Origin of the sequence: Labilibaculum sp. K2S (assembly GCF_030372765.1) — a bacterium.
GTDB lineage: Bacteria > Bacteroidota > Bacteroidia > Bacteroidales > Marinifilaceae > Labilibaculum.
This window is the reverse complement of sequence record NZ_JAUCMW010000002.1, coordinates 49,118-64,712: the sequence shown is the minus strand read 5'-3', so window position 1 is coordinate 64,712 and position 15,595 is coordinate 49,118. Positions and strand designations below refer to the sequence as shown.

Below are 15,595 nucleotides of genomic sequence, written 5' to 3'. Positions count from 1 at the left end.
TTTTTTATCAGTTGTAATTTTTATCCTTGAAATGAATCTACTCCTGCGGTTTCCATTTTTCGGTCAACTTTTTTCACCAATCCTTGAATTACTTTTCCAGGACCAATTTCGGTGAATAATGTTGCACCATCAGCAATCATATTAACCATGGTTTGTGTAAAACGTACCGGAGCAGTTAGCTGCGAAACCAAATTTTTCTTGATCTCATCAGGATTGGATATTGGCAAGGCATTCACGTTTTGATATACAGGACAAATTGGAATTGAGAAAGTTGTGTTCTCAATAGCTTCTTCCAACTCGACACGTGCAGGCTCCATTAATGGAGAGTGAAATGCACCACCAACTTTTAAAGGAAGAGCTCTTTTAGCACCAGCTTCCAATAATTTTTCACAAGCAATTTCGATCCCTTTCATGCTGCCCGAAATAACCAATTGACCTGGGCAGTTGAAATTAGCAGGAACTACAATTTCGTTAATTTCCTCACATATTTTCACTACAGTTTCATCATCTAATCCAATAATTGCAGCCATAGTCGAAGGCTCAATTTCGCAAGCTTTTTGCATTGCTGAAGCACGTTGAGAAACCAATTTAAGACCATCTTCGAAAGACAATGATCCGTTAGCAACCAATGCCGAAAATTCTCCTAAAGAGTGACCTGCTACCATTTCTGGTTTAAAATCATCGCCAAGAGTTTTGGCTAAGATTACTGAGTGCAGGAAAATTGCTGGTTGTGTAACATTTGTTTGTCTTAAATCTTCGTCAGTACCCTCAAACATTAGGTCAGTAATTCGAAAACCTAAAATATCGTTGGCTTTTTCAAAAAGCTCTTTAGCAAGGTCTGAATTTTCGTACAGGTCTTTGCCCATACCAACAAATTGGGCTCCTTGCCCTGGAAATACATATGCTTTCATATTCTTCTTCAATTAATAAATTTCAATTCATTCGTGTTTTTTTTTATAGCAATGAATTGATTATCATGGTAAGATTTAAAATATTCCGGGCACAAAGATATCTATTCAATTTACAATGTGCAATTTTCATAAGTACAATGTAAATTGGTAATTCTTCGATACGTAAGAATAATTAACTAATTAGTAGTTTGATTTGTTTGCAATTAAACGAATAAACTCTTCTCTTGTAGCTACTTTTTCAAAAGCACCGGTAAAATCAGAGGTCGTTGTAATTGCGTTTTGTTTTTGAACTCCCCGCATCGACATGCACATGTGCTGAGCTTCAATAACTACAGCTACTCCTAGTGGGTTCAGCGTATTTTGTATGCAGTCTTTAATTTGAGTGGTTAAACGTTCCTGAACCTGCAAACGGCGGGCAAAAGCATCAACAACCCGGGCAATTTTACTCAGTCCGGTAATGGTACCGTTGGGAATGTAAGCAACATGTGCTCTGCCTACAAATGGCAGCATATGATGCTCACACATTGAATAAACTTCAATGTCCTTAACAATTACCATTTGGCGATAGTCTTCCTGAAACATAGCCGATCTTAATATATCCTCAGGATTGCTGTGATATCCCTGCGTTAAAAACTGCATTGCTTTGGCAACCCGTAAGGGTGTTTTTAAAAGACCTTCACGTTCGGCATCTTCGCCTAATAACTCAAGTACTTTTTTATAGTGAAACATTAGCTGTTCAGTAGTATCCTGATTGTATTTTTCTATTTTTGTAAAACCTTTATTATTGCCTCCGTTGGTTGAAAATTCCATCTGTATTTAGTGTTTTAATTTAAGTCGCAATTTTGACTTGCAAAATAAGTATAAATTTCACCTATATAACAAACTTTTCGAAGCTTTTGTTTAGGCTAAGTTCTTGCATCAATGGAGATTTTGATAATTGCTGGCGCATTTTCGGCCATGCAAAATTTTATTAGTCAACTGGTTTTGGTTGAAAATTTAGGAAAAAACTATGCTCGTTTTAAGTATCAGGATAAAGACTTGGATATACTTATTTCGGGTACGGGAGGGAGTGTTACCTCCTACTATTTGTGCAAAGCTTTAAATTTCAAGAAATATGATGTTGTAATTCATTTGGAAAGGTGTTTTTCATTAAAAGATCAACTTGAATCTGGCATCGTAATCAATTTAATTGATGATTACTTTGGCGATTTTGGTTTTGAAACCGATGAGACGTTTTCTTCTGTATTTGATTTGGGGATACTGAATAAGAATGAATACCCGTTTACAAATGAAATTCTTGAAAACAACCTGTTGTTGCCTGAATTTCATATTGAATACCGAAAAGTAAGTGGTATCAGTTGTAATTCAATACCAAATAATTTGTTTTCAATATCCAGTATGTATCAAAAAAATCAGCCCGATGTAATTAGTCGGGATGGCGCCAGTGTTTTGTATGTTTGTTTGGAAGAGAAAGTGAAATTAATTCAGCTTTTTTACGTGGTTGATCGTCTTGAAAATGCAAGTGAAAAATATAAAATAGAGGAAGATGAAGTTTTAAAATTAACTGAAGCTTTGCAGGTGACTTTAGCCGAGGTGTTGAGTATTAATTAAATTTGAGAAGTATTGCCTTTTTGTAATAGAATGTTTGAAATACTCCTCGAGCCAGCATAAATCCAAGCATGGCAATCCATAATCCATGATTTTGAAAAGTTTCACTCAGAAAATAGTAACAAGGTATAAATACAAATAGAGTTGAGGCCATCATCGTTTTTCTCATATACTTGGAGGCCGTGGCACCAATAAAAATTCCATCGAGCAGAAAAGATCCGAAGCTAAGTATTGGTAATAATACAATCCATTTTATGTAGGCTTGAGCCTCTAAAATTGTCGACTTATTATTGGTTAATACAGATAATATCCAATTGCCGCTTGCAGCATAAAAAAGGGTGAATGCCAGGCTGATTCCAATTCCCCAAATAAAAAGCAGACGAATTACACTTTTCAATCCGGTTCGATTTTTAGCCCCAATAAATTTTCCAACTAATGCCTCAGCGGCAAAGGCAAAGCCATCCATAAAGTAGGAAAAGATGAATAAAAATTGAAGCAGTAGTGAATTTACTGCCAATATGTTCTTGTTGGCACTCGCCGATTCTGTTGTAAAAAATGTGAAAACGAATATAATGCAGAGTGTTCGAATGAAAATGTCCTTATTAATGGCAATGAAGTTTTTCAATTCTTTAATTTTCATCATTCCTTGAATGCTCCAGTAATGAAACAGCCGACGGTAAAAACGGAAAATGAAAAACAAAGCCAGAAATAAACCGCAATATTGGGCAATAACAGTTCCTAATGCAACTCCTCGAGCATCTAAATTCATTCCGTAAACGAAGAATGACGACAAAGCAATATTGATAATATTACTGATAATGGCAATCACCATTGGAATTTTAGAATTCTGCATTCCAATAAACCATCCGGTTAATGCGTACAAGCCAATAGTTGCCGGAGCGGCCCAAACTCTAACGTAATAGTACGATTTTGCGATTGTTTCAACCGATTCCTCCGAGTCAATTACATAAAAACTTAAATCGGCAATTGGTTTTTGGAGAATTAATATGAAAATACTGCCCAGTAATGCTACAAGAAGAGCTCTCGATAAGGATAGAATGGTTTCACTTAGATTTCTTGCACCATATGCTTGCGCCGTAATTCCTGAAGTTCCCATTCGTAAAAAAGCAAATCCCCAATAAAGAAAATTAAATATGGTTCCACCAAGGGCTATTGCACCTATGAAATCGACTTTTCCCAAATGTCCCATTAAGGCCAGATCAACAATGCCAAGCAGAGGAATGGTAATATTACTAACAATATTTGGAAGCGCTATTTTTAGAATTCGTTTGTTCACGAGTTGATATTAAGAATATTGTAAGGCACGAAAGTAAGTAAAAATCTTTTATCTGACAGGCTTTGATGAGTGTTGAAAATAAAAAGACAAAAAAGTCTTTAATTTATTTGGATCTAATCCAGATAAAAATTAGCTTTGTTTTAGTGTTAGAAAAATAGATAGTAATTACAATTAAAATAAATACAAAATATGGCATTTGAATTACCAAAGTTACCATATGCTTACGATGCTCTTGAGCCACATATTGATGCCCGGACAATGGAGATCCATCATTCGAAACATCATGCAGGATATACAAATAACTTGAATGTTGCGGTTTCAGGAACAGATATCGAAGAGCAAAGTATAGAGAATATATTAGCGAACATTTCAAAGCAATCAGTTGCTGTTAGAAATAATGGAGGTGGTTTTTTTAACCACGATTTATTTTGGCAGGTAATGTCTCCTAAGGGAGGAGGAAAACCTTCAGGTTCATTATTAGTAGCAATTGAAAAAGATTTTGGATCATTTGATTCATTTAAGGAAGAATTTTCCAAAGCTGCGGCTACCCGTTTTGGTTCGGGTTGGGCTTGGTTGGTGAAGCAGCCAAATGGCAAACTTGTTGTGAGTTCAACACCAAATCAGGATAATCCATTAATGGATGTAGCAGAAGTAAAAGGAACTCCGATTTTAGGATTGGATGTTTGGGAACACGCATATTATCTGAAGTTTCAGAATAAACGACCTGATTACATTTCGGAATTCTGGAATGTAGTTAATTGGGAGGAAGTGGCTAAACGCTTTCAGGATTAGTTTTGTTTATTGTTTTTTTGATTTTGGGACCGGCTTTCTTTTGAAAGCCGGTCTTTTAGTTTAAATATTGTTAATTATTGGTTTTGTGAAGAATTATTGTGAAATTGTATGGTAAATCAAAAAAACGAAATTATGATACACGAACTGCCCGAATTGCCTTATGCTTTAAATGAACTTGAACCTTCAATTAGTCAAAAAACATTAGAGTTTCATTACGGAAAGCATCATCAGGCCTACGTTACCAATTTGAACAATTTAATTAAAGGAACTGCTTTTGAGAAAGCTGGTTTGGAAGAAATTGTTCGGCATTCCGAAGGTGGAATTTTCAATAATGGAGCGCAGGTTTACAATCACACCTTTTACTTTATGGCTTTAAGTCCAAATGGAGGTGGAGAACCTAAAGGTGGACTTGCTAATGCCATTATTGAGATATTTGGATCGTTTGCTGCATTTAAAGAAGAATTTTCGAAAGCTGGAGCAACTTTGTTTGGCTCGGGTTGGGTGTGGTTGGTTGCAGATTCTCATAATAAGCTTAGAATTATGAAGAAAAACAATGCAGGTAACCCCATTACAGATGGAATGACCCCAATATTAACAATGGATGTTTGGGAGCACGCTTATTATTTGGATACACAAAATGCACGACCGAAATACATTGAGAACTTCTGGAATTTAGTAAATTGGGAAGTGATTGAAAAACGATATAATAAATTGTAAAGAAATTAAACAATTTTAAAAGCGGTGATTTACGGAGTAGTTGTCACCGCTTTTCTATTGCAGTAATTTGACTTGTCAGTCGAATATTATGTCTGCAATGCTTCAAACAAGTATTTGCAAAAATCTTCAAGAAAAACTTACTTTCTTTTCATTATTAGGTAGTTGCCTGCGAAATGAATTTTGTTCTAAAAATTATGTAGTTTTGAGTAATAGTTTAAATCATAAAATGATATGTATTTTCCTTGATCGATAAGGAAAATTCCCTTAATTTAAGGAATAGGGAAGTTATTAATTGAGTAATAAAAAACAACTGATCATAATTACAATTGTCAAATGTTAAAAGAACTTATTTTACGAAACAGAAGCTACCGAAGATTTTATGAGGAAGAGCAAATATCTTTAGAAAATATTCAGCAATGGATTGATTTGGCTCGTTTGGGTGCTTCCGGTCGTAATGGACAAACACTTAAATATCAAATCATTTTGAGTAAGACGAAAAGACAAAAGGTGTTTGAAACTTTAGCTTGGGCTGGTTATTTATCCGATTGGGTTGGACCGGTAGAAGGAGAAAGACCAGCAGCCTATGTTATCATGCTAAATGATGAAGAGTTAGGAAAGAACTATTTTAGCGATGATGGAATTGCAGTTCAGAACTTATTGCTTGGAGCTGTAGAGATGGGTTTTGGAGGTTGTATTCTTCGTGCCTTTAAGGAAAAGGAATTACGGGAGATTTTACAAATTCCTTCGAATTATAAAATAATACAAGTAGTTGCTTTAGGAAAACCTAAGGAGGTGGTTGTTATTGATGAGATGAAGAATGAAGATATAAAATATTGGCGGGACGAAAATCAGGTTCATCATGTTCCAAAGCGAAAATTAGAGGATCTGATAATAGGAAATCTATAGTAAGTAAAATTTTTAGAGATGAAAAAAACATTTGTTAGTTGTTTGTTAGTGCTTCTGTTTCTGCTAATAATAGAAGATGTAAGTGCACAGAAGGTTAGAACTGATTCTATCTTTTTTACCGGTGCTGTAATGGATCAGGAAGAATTATCAGCTTTGCCTTATTCTCATTTTCGGGTAAATGATAAAAGAGCAGGAACTACCAATTCTTTTGGACGGTTTTCGTTTTGGGTGAACTCCGGTGATACCATTCAATATACCTATGTTGGGTATCATGATGTAAAGATTATTGTGAGTGATAGTTTAAAACAGAATGCATATTTGTTTGGTGTTTTTATGGCAAAGGATACAATCGCTCTGCAAGAAGTTCTTATTTTGCCTCGATTTGGTGATTTTAGAGAAGCTTTTATCAATGCAAAGGTAAATACTCCGGAATATGTTAGGGCTAAAAACAATATCAATTCTGCGACTTACGAAGCCCTTACCAAGCAACCGGAAAAAATGGATGCGAAGGCGAATACGGACATGTTAGTAAAGCATCATGTTATTATGAATGAGCACCATGTAATGGTACCTCCTGATATGATGGTAGGAATTAGTACAACACGTACTTTGCCTGAGGTGCGGCGGATGAAGAGAAAAAGAGAATTGAAGATTTCAGATAACTTAATAACAGATAAGGAGATAACGACCTTAAAGCAAATGTATAAGTATAGTGTCAAGAAAAAAGAATAAAAAAAAGCGGTGATATTTCACCGCTTTTTTATTGCCAAAACTCAGAGAATTACTACCCTCTGTTAAATAAAGCTTTTATAATTAACATAGCCATTTTAGGATTTTCCTTCAATCTTCTGGTAGAATATCCGAACCAATCTTTTCCGAAAGGAACGTAAACCCTCATGGAGTGGCCTTTGTCTGTAATCATTTTTCTAAGTTCAGGAGTAACTCCATAAAGCATTTGGAATTCGTATTTGTCCTTAGGAACATTGTATTTTTCTATTAATTCAAAAGCTGGTTCAACTACATTTTTATCGTGGGTAGCAATTCCAGGATAAACATCGTTTTGGAACATGAATTCCAACCCTTTAATAAAGTTTTCATTTACCTTTTCATACTTTTTGTAGGCTATTTCTGCTGGCTCCACATAAATTCCTTTGCAAAGACGATAGTTCAATTTCGAACTGCCGTTTTGCATGTCCATCATATTACTTAAATCATCTAAAGTTCTTTTTAGATAAGCTTGAATTACTAAACCAACATTGTTTGGGAATTCAGCTTTTAATCTTCTGAAAAGTTTAATTTCTTTATCCACACAAAGAGAATCTTCCATATCTACACGAACAAAGTTGCCATATTCTGAGGCTTTAGCCACAACAGTACGGATGTTTTGATAACAAACCTCTTCATCAATCAGCAAACCAAAAAAGGTTGGTTTTACCGAATAGTTGCCGTCAATTTTATTTTCCTGAAAAGCCTCAATGATATTAAGGTAAGCCTCTTTGTTTTCAGTTGCCTGACTTAAATCTTCGATAAATTCACCCAAAAGGTCTACAGTAACTTTAATACCTTCTTTATTCAGTTCTTTTGAAGCATTAATGGCTTCTTCGATGGTTTCGCCGGCAATGTATCTTTTAGAAAAGATCCAAACTAGCTTTTTAGGCATATATGGCAGGGTAGCTGCTATTAATTTATTCAACATTGAGATGGGTTTTAAATTGTTTATTAGGGTTTATTTATGGGGTCAATGTAAATAGTATTCCAAAATAAAAGAATGATGTTTATCAGCAATTAATATTTCCTACACTTTGAGTGTAGAAAGGGATACCGAATGGTAAAATTGATGTCGCAGTATTTTTTAGTCTCCTTTTTAAGCTTATATTTGTTAGGCAAAATCAAAAAAATAATAATATTACTGACGATGGCATTGATGTTTCAGATGTTCCATAAGGATGAAATCTTTATTTTGATTCAATAATTTCAATCGCTCAGGAAAATAGTCTTGAATAATTAAATCTTAAAATACCTATGAAAAATTTATCTATTGTTTTAAATGCGGTACTAATTGTAGCAGTTGGTATTCTTTATGTACTTCATTTTTCTAATTCGTCAGCAGATTCTAAAAAGGTGCAATCAGTGGCAGGTGAAGGTGCAGTTGTTTATATTAACACCGATTCATTGTTAACCAATTATAATTTTTCCCGTGATTTGAATGAGAAATTTCTTAAAAAGCAGGAAGATTCAAGAACCGATTTTAACTTCAAGGCTCAGAAATTAGAGAAAGAAGCAGGTGAATTTCAACGTAAAGTTCAAAATGGAGGATTTCTAAGTCGCGAGAGAGCTGAAGAAGCTCAGCGTGTATTGATCGGAAAACAACAGAATTTACAGCAATTGGATCGTGAGCTTTCAAACCAGTTAATGGGCGAGCAGCAAGCAAACAGCAAAAGATTATTTGATAGTGTTACTAACTATTTGAAAGAATACAATGCTGCTCATAATTACAGCTTAATTTTAAGTACAACAAAAGGAGGAAATGTTCTTCTTTCTCAGGATGGATTAGATATAACAGCGGAAATCATTTCTGGTTTAAACGGTAGATACACACCTGCAGCTAAGTAAATTTCAACAACAAAATATTTTAAGGGCAGATTAGCTACGCAAGCTATCTGCCCTTTTTTATATCTTTGTTTTTTTAGATCTGAGATGTCAGAAATGAGATTATAGATTAAAAGAGAATACTTGAATTTAAAATTATTATTTATTGAGGTATGGACATTAAAAGTGAAGGGAGAAGTCTCAAATCTAAATGCTCAGATCTCAAATCTGAAATAAGAATATGGCTTTCGCTGATAAATATCTGAAAAAACAACGTCTGTATCCCGATTATATTAAAGATATAGCTTCGGAACAACTAAATATCATTGTAACTATTCCGTGTTTTAATGAACCGGATTTACTTCCGGCTTTAGAAGCTTTGTGGAATTGTGAACGTCCGGATTGCAGTGCAGAAGTAATCGTAATGGTGAATTCAGGAGAGTTGGCCGGCGATGAAATACTTGCGCAAAACGAAAAAACCATTGCTGATGCAACGAACTGGATGGTTGATCATCAGGATGAGAAGTTGAAATTCTACCTGATTCATCAGCCCAATTTACCAAAGAAATTTGCAGGAGTTGGTTTGGCGCGAAAAATTGCCATGGATGAGGCCGTGAGTCGTTTCAATAAAATTGACAAACCAAATGGAATTATTACTGGTTTTGATGCCGATTCCAGATGCGATTCCAACTATTTTGTTGAGATTGAGAAGATGTTCAAAAAGCATCCAAAGGCGAATGGAGCTAACATATTTTATGAGCATCCTTTGGAGGGAACAGAATTCGATCAGCCAATTTACGATGCCATTGCTCAGTACGAACTTTACCTGCGGTATTACATGTTGGCCATGCGGTATGCTGGTCATCCGCACGCCTTTCACACGGTAGGTTCCAGCTTTGCAGTTACGGCGAATGCTTATATCATGCAGGGTGGAATGAATCGCCGGCAAGCAGGTGAAGATTTTTATTTTTTGCAGAAAATTATTGCTCTGGGTAAGTTTTATGAAATTAAAACCACCAGAGTTATTCCTTCACCAAGAGAATCAGATCGGGTTCCATTTGGAACAGGTAAAGCAATTTCCACCTTTATGGAAGAGGGAATTATCGATTACAAAACCTACAATTACTCTGCTTTTAAGGATGTGAAAAAGTTCTTCGATCGTGCTGATGATTTTTTTGGTGTTGATTACGATACTTATTTAAATAGATTGATTGTTGATCTTCCCGGTCCTGTACGTTCCTATCTAAAAGAGGATAATTTCTTTGAAGCATTGGAGGAAATAAACCGAAACTGTTCCAGTGTTGAATCATTTCGGAAGAAATTTTTTGGGGCTTTTAATGCTTTTAAAGTATTGAAATATCTGAATAATGTTCACGAGCAATTTATTGATGAGGAGAGCATTGTTGTTTGTGCTAAACAGTTACTACTTGATCTTGGTATCGAAACCAAAGGGATTTATTCTGCTAAAGAGTTGTTGGAGATTTACAGAGAATACGAAAAAAATCATGAATAATAGAAAAGACGTTGCTTGCAACGTCTTTTCCATTATTCTTCTATCATTATAAATATATCTTCGCCTTTTTTCTTCATTAAATATTGTTCGCGAGCGAATTTTTCAAGATTTTTCCGATTGGTTTTCAGCTCGTGAATCCGATTCTTGTCGGTTTCAATTTTCTCAATAAAGTAAGCTTTTTCTTTTTCAAGAGATTCAATAGTATTTTCATTTCCTCTTCGTTCCCAAATGGAGTGTTGGTCGAAAAAGAAAAGCCAAAAATAAAATACCAGAAAAGTGATTACGTATTTGTTACGCACAATTCTAAGAATTATTAGTTGAGCTTTTTTCTGATTCATTTTGTTTCTATTTGCATGCTAAATTACAAAGAATATGTGAAAGTCTGAAAGTCGGTGGGGCTAAATGTCGAAGAGTAAATAGATTGATTTGTTGAACCTTCACTAAATGAAAAACGACCGAAGGGAACTCCGGTCGTTTTATTCAATTCAATTTTGTTATATTTTGGTATCAAAAGATTGATTTCCTGAAGATTTTCTTCTCAAATCTCGCATCCGATATCTCTAAGATTAATCCTCTAAAAAGTTAGGATACATATAATCTGTAGCCGAAACAAAAGTTTCTTTAATTGTACGTGGAGAAACCCAACGCAATAGGTTGATCATAGAACCCGCTTTATCGTTGGTTCCGGATCCTCTTCCACCACCAAATGGTTGTTGTCCAACAACAGCACCTGTTGGTTTATCGTTAATATAGAAGTTACCTGCAGTGTGAGTTAAACGTTTTACTAATTTTTCAATAGCGTAACGACAATCAGCAAAGATAGCACCGGTAAGGGCATACATTGAACCTTTATCAAGGATATCCAAAGTCTCATCTACCTTGTCATCTTCGTATACAAAAATGGTAAGGATAGGGCCAAACAGCTCTTCTTCCATAGTTATATAATTGTGTTTTAAAGCTCTGATAATAGTTGGAGCAATAAAATAACCTACCGACTTGTCGTAAGTACCACCAGCTACAATTTCTGCATCAGGAGAAGCTTTTGCTGCATCGATAGCTGAAGATAATTTGTTGAAAGAAGCTTCGTCAATTACAGCATTCACAAAATTGGTGAAGTCTTCAGTTCCACCCATTTTTATTTTTTTCAAATCTTCATTTACAAATGCCATAACTGCGTCATACTTGCTTGCAGGAATGTAAGCACGGGATGCAGCAGAACATTTTTGTCCTTGATATTCGAATGCTCCACGGGTGATTGCAGTAGCTACTTCTTTGGCAGGAGCAGTTGGGTGCATAAAAATATAATCTTTACCACCAGTTTCACCTACGATACGTGGATAAGACTTGAATTTATGTATGTTTTCGCCAATATTTTTCCAAATGTCCTGAAATACACCAGTTGATCCTGTAAAGTGAATACCTGCGAAATCAGGAGAACTGAATAGTACTTCAGAAGCAGCAGGACCTGATACATATACCAAGTTGATAACACCGGCAGGAACACCAGCTTTCATAAATATTTCCATTAAAACCTGAGCAGAATAAACAGCGGTTTTAGATGGTTTCCAAACAATACAGTTACCCATCATAGCAGGAGCTGTTGGCAGGTTACCGGCAATAGCAGTAAAGTTGAAAGGAGTCAAAGCAAATACAAATCCTTCTAACGGACGTTGTTCAACACGGTTCCAAATTCCTTTTGAAGAGATAGGCTGTTGTTTGTAAATATCAGTCATGTACTGAACGTTGAAACGAAGGAAATCAGCAATTTCGCAAGCAGAATCAATCTCAGCCTGGAATGCATTTTTCGACTGTCCCAACATTGTAGCAGCGTTTAATTTCTGACGGTAAGGACCCGAAATTAATTCAGCAGCTTTCAAGAAAATAGAAGCACGATGCTCCCAGGCCATAGCTTCCCAAGCTGGTTTTGCAGCTAAAGCCGCATCAATAGCCATTTGGATATGTTTTTTCTCACCTTGGTGATAATGTCCTAATACATGCTGATGATCATGAGGAGGAGTCATTGCAAATAAATTGCCTGTACGAACCTCTTCGCCACCAATGTACATAGGCACATCGATTACTTCGGAACGCATTTTTTTAATTGTAGCTTGTAATTCAGCTCTTTCAGGAGATCCAGGAGCGTAAGATAAAATTGGCTCGTTAGTTACGGCAGGAACGTTGTATATACCTTTTGGCATAATGATGTGGTTTTAAGGGTTATTTATTATTTTCTTTCTTTGCAAATTTAAAGAAAACACAAAGCATCATTAATGAGTATTGTCATACTTTTAAAAAAGAAAAGAAACTTTTTAGGTTAATAATTTCACAAGTTTTTAAAGATGTGATTAAATTTATACTTATGATGATTTTAGAGCAGAATCAGTTGTTTTCCGGATTTTTATATTCAGATAAGCAACAGCTATGGTCATTATAGGGCTAATGATGTTGAAAAAACAAAAAGGGGCGAAAGCAACAGTAGCTACACCCAATGCACCAGCCTGCGCAGCACCGCAGGTATTCCAGGGAACCAATACTGACGTTACTGTTCCTGCATCTTCAAGGGTTCGGCTCAACACCTCGGGCTTTAAATTTTGATCTTTGTACGATTCTGAAAACATTCTTCCCGTAACCACAATGGAAATATACTGATCCGATGCTGTGAGGTTCAGGAACGTACAACTGGCAACTGTTGTTGTTACCAACGATCCGGTCGAGCTAACCGCTTTCATCATGGTTGCTGTTATTTTGTGCAAAATACCTGCTGTTTCCAGAACACCGCTAAATACCATTGCTGTTAAAATCAGCCAAATCGTATTGAGCATCCCGGCCATTCCACCTGTCGATAATAAATCCTGAATATTTTTATTTTGAACAGGAATACTAATATCCGTAAAGATGGATTGCATTACTGTATGATAACAAGCTTGTATATAGGAACTGCTTCCCGAAATTTGCTGAATAATTTGTGGCTGAAAAATAATGGCAAATATGCCTCCTATTAACGTGCCGGCAAAAATTGCAGGCAGGGCGGGCACTTTTTTGCTGATAATCACAAAGAGCAATATAGGAACCAAAAACAGCCAAGGAGTGATTGTAAATGTTGCTTTTATAGCTGCTTGAACTTCACGAATGCTTTCCGGATTAATTTCTCCTTCCTTATTAAAACCAATGGCCAGAAAAATCAACAGAGTAATAATGATGGAAGGGATCGTTGTATACATCATGTAACGGATGTGCACAAACAAATCAACTTCAGCCATTGCCGAAGCCAGATTGGTTGTATCCGATAAAGGCGAAATTTTATCACCAAAGTACGCTCCGGATATAATTGCCCCGGCCACAATGGCGTTATTGTATTCCATTGCATTGCCAACCCCCAAAAGTGCAACTCCAATGGTTGCAATGGTAGACCATGAACTTCCGGTTACGACAGAAACGATGGCACAAATCACTACCGAGAGCATTAAAAATAATTTGGGATTTAAGAATTCCAATCCATAGTAAATCATTGCAGGCACCACACCGCTAATCATCCATGTTCCCGCTAAAGAACCAATTAGCAGTAATATCAACATCGACGGCATTGCTGTACTAATGCTTTCAACAATCCCTTTTTGCAGATCGTCCCAGTTTTTTCCATGTCGGAGAGCAATCAGTCCACCTATAGCCGCAGCAATTAAAAGAGAAAACTGATTGGCGCCTTCAATCGCACCATCACCAAAAACAATGGCATTAATACTAAGGAGTGCAATTAATAGAATAATAGGAATGAGAGCTTCTCCTAGAGAGAGCGCTTTGGTTTTCGGATTCATAATGTGGTTATGCTGGTTAATGAGCCGATGAACTTACGAAAAATGGATGGGAAAAGGAATGTCTGATCAAATTTGCAGGAATAAAAATAGTTAAAACTTCCTGAAGAAGTATCGATATTGAGTCAAGTAAGGAATTGAGGCTCCGACTTGGAGTCGAATTCTCAATAAAAGAAATAAAATAGATCAATATAATGAGTAGCTTAGCTGTACTAATTCTATACATATTTTAATGATTATGTCTGTAATTCTAAATTTAAATTTATCTTTTGGTGACAATTTCTTCAATGGTGAATTATCAACTTCATGGGATTCGTTTTGGTATACTATTTTAGGTGTTGTTATAGCATTTGGATTAACCTTATTTAGGGATTTTCTTTTAAAACGTAAAAGATTAAAATCTGTCAAAAATTATTTCATCAAGACACTTGATAGTGCTTTGGAAAATGTTGAACAAGCAATTGCAGGGTATAAAGAAAGTGTGACGGCACAAAAATCTGATTTATATAAATATCAAAGTATAAAAACCCTCCATTTTAAACACTTAAATTATCTATCAAATCTTCACACTCCTGATTTATTAGATATACTTATAAATAAGAGTTATGATGATCTTAATGAGGTATTTATTAATGTAGAGCATGTCAAGTTTATTAATGAAGGCATTTATGCTACGAACTTAGATACTCAAAAGCAGTATAATGATTTTGTTAGTAAAATAGAGCAGAATTATACGAACATCACATGGAATCTTAAGGCTAGAGAATCGGTTCTTATTAATAAAAGTGATACAAAAAACGATGAATATAAATATATCGTTCAAAAATTAGGTGATTTAGAAAAAACAAATGCTCTTGATTTCGAATTAATAAAGTCAAAACTTCCTGAATTGATGAATGATGATTTGTTTAAATTTTTAGATGAAGATCTTTCAGATAAAATAATGAATAATGTCGGATGTGTTAATTACAACATAGATAAAATTGTAGCTAATAATAAAGATGTAATAGAAAAATTACGAGTCTACTGCATTTCACTTGAAGATGATTTGCTTATAATAAAATCTTCCAAGACAGTAAAAAAACTTACGGACAGTTTCAAAAGTTGGGTTTGATAAAAATAGAATTCCATTAGTAAGGTCGAACAAGAAGACCTATTTATTGAAATCGTCAGATGTAAATTATATCGAATCCGAAGGAGATTATTTGAAATTACACAGAGATGAAGATTGTCTTGTGATTCATGACACCCTGAAAAGTTTTCAAACGAAACTACCCGATAACGTTTTTTTACGTGTTCACCGATCCTACATTGTTAATTTTAATAAAATAGAATACTTTGAAGGGAATCAGGTTTGTATTGGTAGTAAGATAATTCCTGTTGCTAGTTCGTACCGGAAAGAAATAAGAGATCTTGTTGAAAAATCAAATTAATTTCAGAATTCCCTTTATGC

Annotated in this window: 16 protein-coding genes; 9 read left to right on the top strand and 7 right to left on the bottom strand. The window is 35.2% G+C overall.

Going from position 1 to position 15,595, the window contains the following annotated elements; translation table 11 throughout:
* Positions 1–20: 20 nt before the first annotated feature.
* Positions 21–911 (bottom strand): ACP S-malonyltransferase, encoded by an 891-nt coding sequence (fabD, locus tag QUH73_RS03205; RefSeq protein ID WP_289529038.1) that lies wholly within the window; start codon positions 909–911, stop codon positions 21–23.
* Positions 912–1,091: 180 nt separating this feature from the next.
* A complete protein-coding gene (gene folE, locus QUH73_RS03200; protein ID WP_289529037.1) occupies positions 1,092–1,721 on the bottom strand; it encodes a GTP cyclohydrolase I FolE in 630 nt (209 codons plus the stop codon).
* Between the two features lie 111 nt (positions 1,722–1,832).
* Here folE and QUH73_RS03195 point away from each other — a divergent pair, with 111 nt between their 5' ends.
* Positions 1,833–2,522 carry a hypothetical protein gene (locus QUH73_RS03195; RefSeq protein ID WP_289529036.1) on the top strand — a complete coding sequence of 230 codons (690 nt, stop codon included), beginning with the start codon at positions 1,833–1,835 and terminating at the stop codon, positions 2,520–2,522.
* Here the strand turns inward: QUH73_RS03195 and QUH73_RS03190 are convergent.
* Positions 2,515–3,816, bottom strand: a complete 1,302-nt coding sequence (locus tag QUH73_RS03190; RefSeq protein WP_289529035.1) for an MATE family efflux transporter — start codon at positions 3,814–3,816, stop codon at positions 2,515–2,517. The genes QUH73_RS03195 and QUH73_RS03190 overlap by 8 nt on opposite strands.
* Positions 3,817–4,005: 189 nt before the next feature.
* Between QUH73_RS03190 and QUH73_RS03185 the strand changes: the two genes are divergently transcribed.
* The 4 genes from QUH73_RS03185 to QUH73_RS03170 all read left to right on the top strand — a co-directional run bounded on the left by QUH73_RS03185 (position 4,006) and on the right by QUH73_RS03170 (position 6,963).
* The gene (locus QUH73_RS03185; RefSeq protein ID WP_289529034.1) at positions 4,006–4,608 is read left to right on the top strand and encodes a superoxide dismutase; all 603 of its coding nucleotides are present in this window, start codon (positions 4,006–4,008) and stop codon (positions 4,606–4,608) included.
* A 132-nt stretch (positions 4,609–4,740) separates the two neighbouring features.
* The gene (locus tag QUH73_RS03180) at positions 4,741–5,325 is read left to right on the top strand and encodes a superoxide dismutase (protein WP_289529033.1); all 585 of its coding nucleotides are present in this window, start codon (positions 4,741–4,743) and stop codon (positions 5,323–5,325) included.
* A 333-nt stretch (positions 5,326–5,658) separates the two neighbouring features.
* Positions 5,659–6,231 carry a nitroreductase family protein gene (locus QUH73_RS03175; RefSeq protein ID WP_289529032.1) on the top strand — a complete coding sequence of 191 codons (573 nt, stop codon included), beginning with the start codon at positions 5,659–5,661 and terminating at the stop codon, positions 6,229–6,231.
* An 18-nt stretch (positions 6,232–6,249) separates the two neighbouring features.
* Positions 6,250–6,963 (top strand): hypothetical protein, encoded by a 714-nt coding sequence (locus tag QUH73_RS03170; protein ID WP_289529031.1) that lies wholly within the window; start codon positions 6,250–6,252, stop codon positions 6,961–6,963.
* A gap of 52 nt (positions 6,964–7,015) precedes the next feature.
* On the opposite strand, the gene QUH73_RS03165 is transcribed toward QUH73_RS03170, so the two are convergent.
* A complete protein-coding gene (locus QUH73_RS03165; protein ID WP_289529030.1) occupies positions 7,016–7,927 on the bottom strand; it encodes a proline dehydrogenase family protein in 912 nt (303 codons plus the stop codon).
* 326 nt (positions 7,928–8,253) lie between these two features.
* Here QUH73_RS03165 and QUH73_RS03160 point away from each other — a divergent pair, with 326 nt between their 5' ends.
* Entirely contained in the window at positions 8,254–8,844 is a 591-nt protein-coding gene (locus tag QUH73_RS03160; protein WP_289529029.1) for an OmpH family outer membrane protein, read from the top strand.
* A gap of 217 nt (positions 8,845–9,061) precedes the next feature.
* Positions 9,062–10,333 carry a glycosyltransferase family 2 protein gene (locus QUH73_RS03155; protein ID WP_289529028.1) on the top strand — a complete coding sequence of 424 codons (1,272 nt, stop codon included), beginning with the start codon at positions 9,062–9,064 and terminating at the stop codon, positions 10,331–10,333.
* Positions 10,334–10,365: 32 nt separating this feature from the next.
* Here the strand turns inward: QUH73_RS03155 and QUH73_RS03150 are convergent, their stop codons facing one another.
* From QUH73_RS03150 to nhaC, 3 genes are all read right to left on the bottom strand, one after another.
* Positions 10,366–10,671, bottom strand: a complete 306-nt coding sequence (locus QUH73_RS03150) for an FtsB family cell division protein (RefSeq protein ID WP_289529027.1) — start codon at positions 10,669–10,671, stop codon at positions 10,366–10,368.
* 228 nt (positions 10,672–10,899) lie between these two features.
* Positions 10,900–12,531 carry an L-glutamate gamma-semialdehyde dehydrogenase gene (gene pruA, locus QUH73_RS03145; protein WP_289529026.1) on the bottom strand — a complete coding sequence of 544 codons (1,632 nt, stop codon included), beginning with the start codon at positions 12,529–12,531 and terminating at the stop codon, positions 10,900–10,902.
* Between the two features lie 159 nt (positions 12,532–12,690).
* The gene (gene nhaC / locus QUH73_RS03140) at positions 12,691–14,145 is read right to left on the bottom strand and encodes a Na+/H+ antiporter NhaC (protein WP_289529025.1); all 1,455 of its coding nucleotides are present in this window, start codon (positions 14,143–14,145) and stop codon (positions 12,691–12,693) included.
* Between the two features lie 235 nt (positions 14,146–14,380).
* Here nhaC and QUH73_RS03135 point away from each other — a divergent pair, with 235 nt between their 5' ends.
* Together QUH73_RS03135 and QUH73_RS03130 are read left to right on the top strand one after the other, a co-directional pair.
* Positions 14,381–15,256, top strand: a complete 876-nt coding sequence (locus QUH73_RS03135; RefSeq protein ID WP_289529024.1) for a hypothetical protein — start codon at positions 14,381–14,383, stop codon at positions 15,254–15,256.
* 10 nt (positions 15,257–15,266) lie between these two features.
* Positions 15,267–15,575 (top strand): LytR/AlgR family response regulator transcription factor, encoded by a 309-nt coding sequence (locus QUH73_RS03130; protein WP_442913388.1) that lies wholly within the window; start codon positions 15,267–15,269, stop codon positions 15,573–15,575.
* Positions 15,576–15,595: the final 20 nt, after the last annotated feature.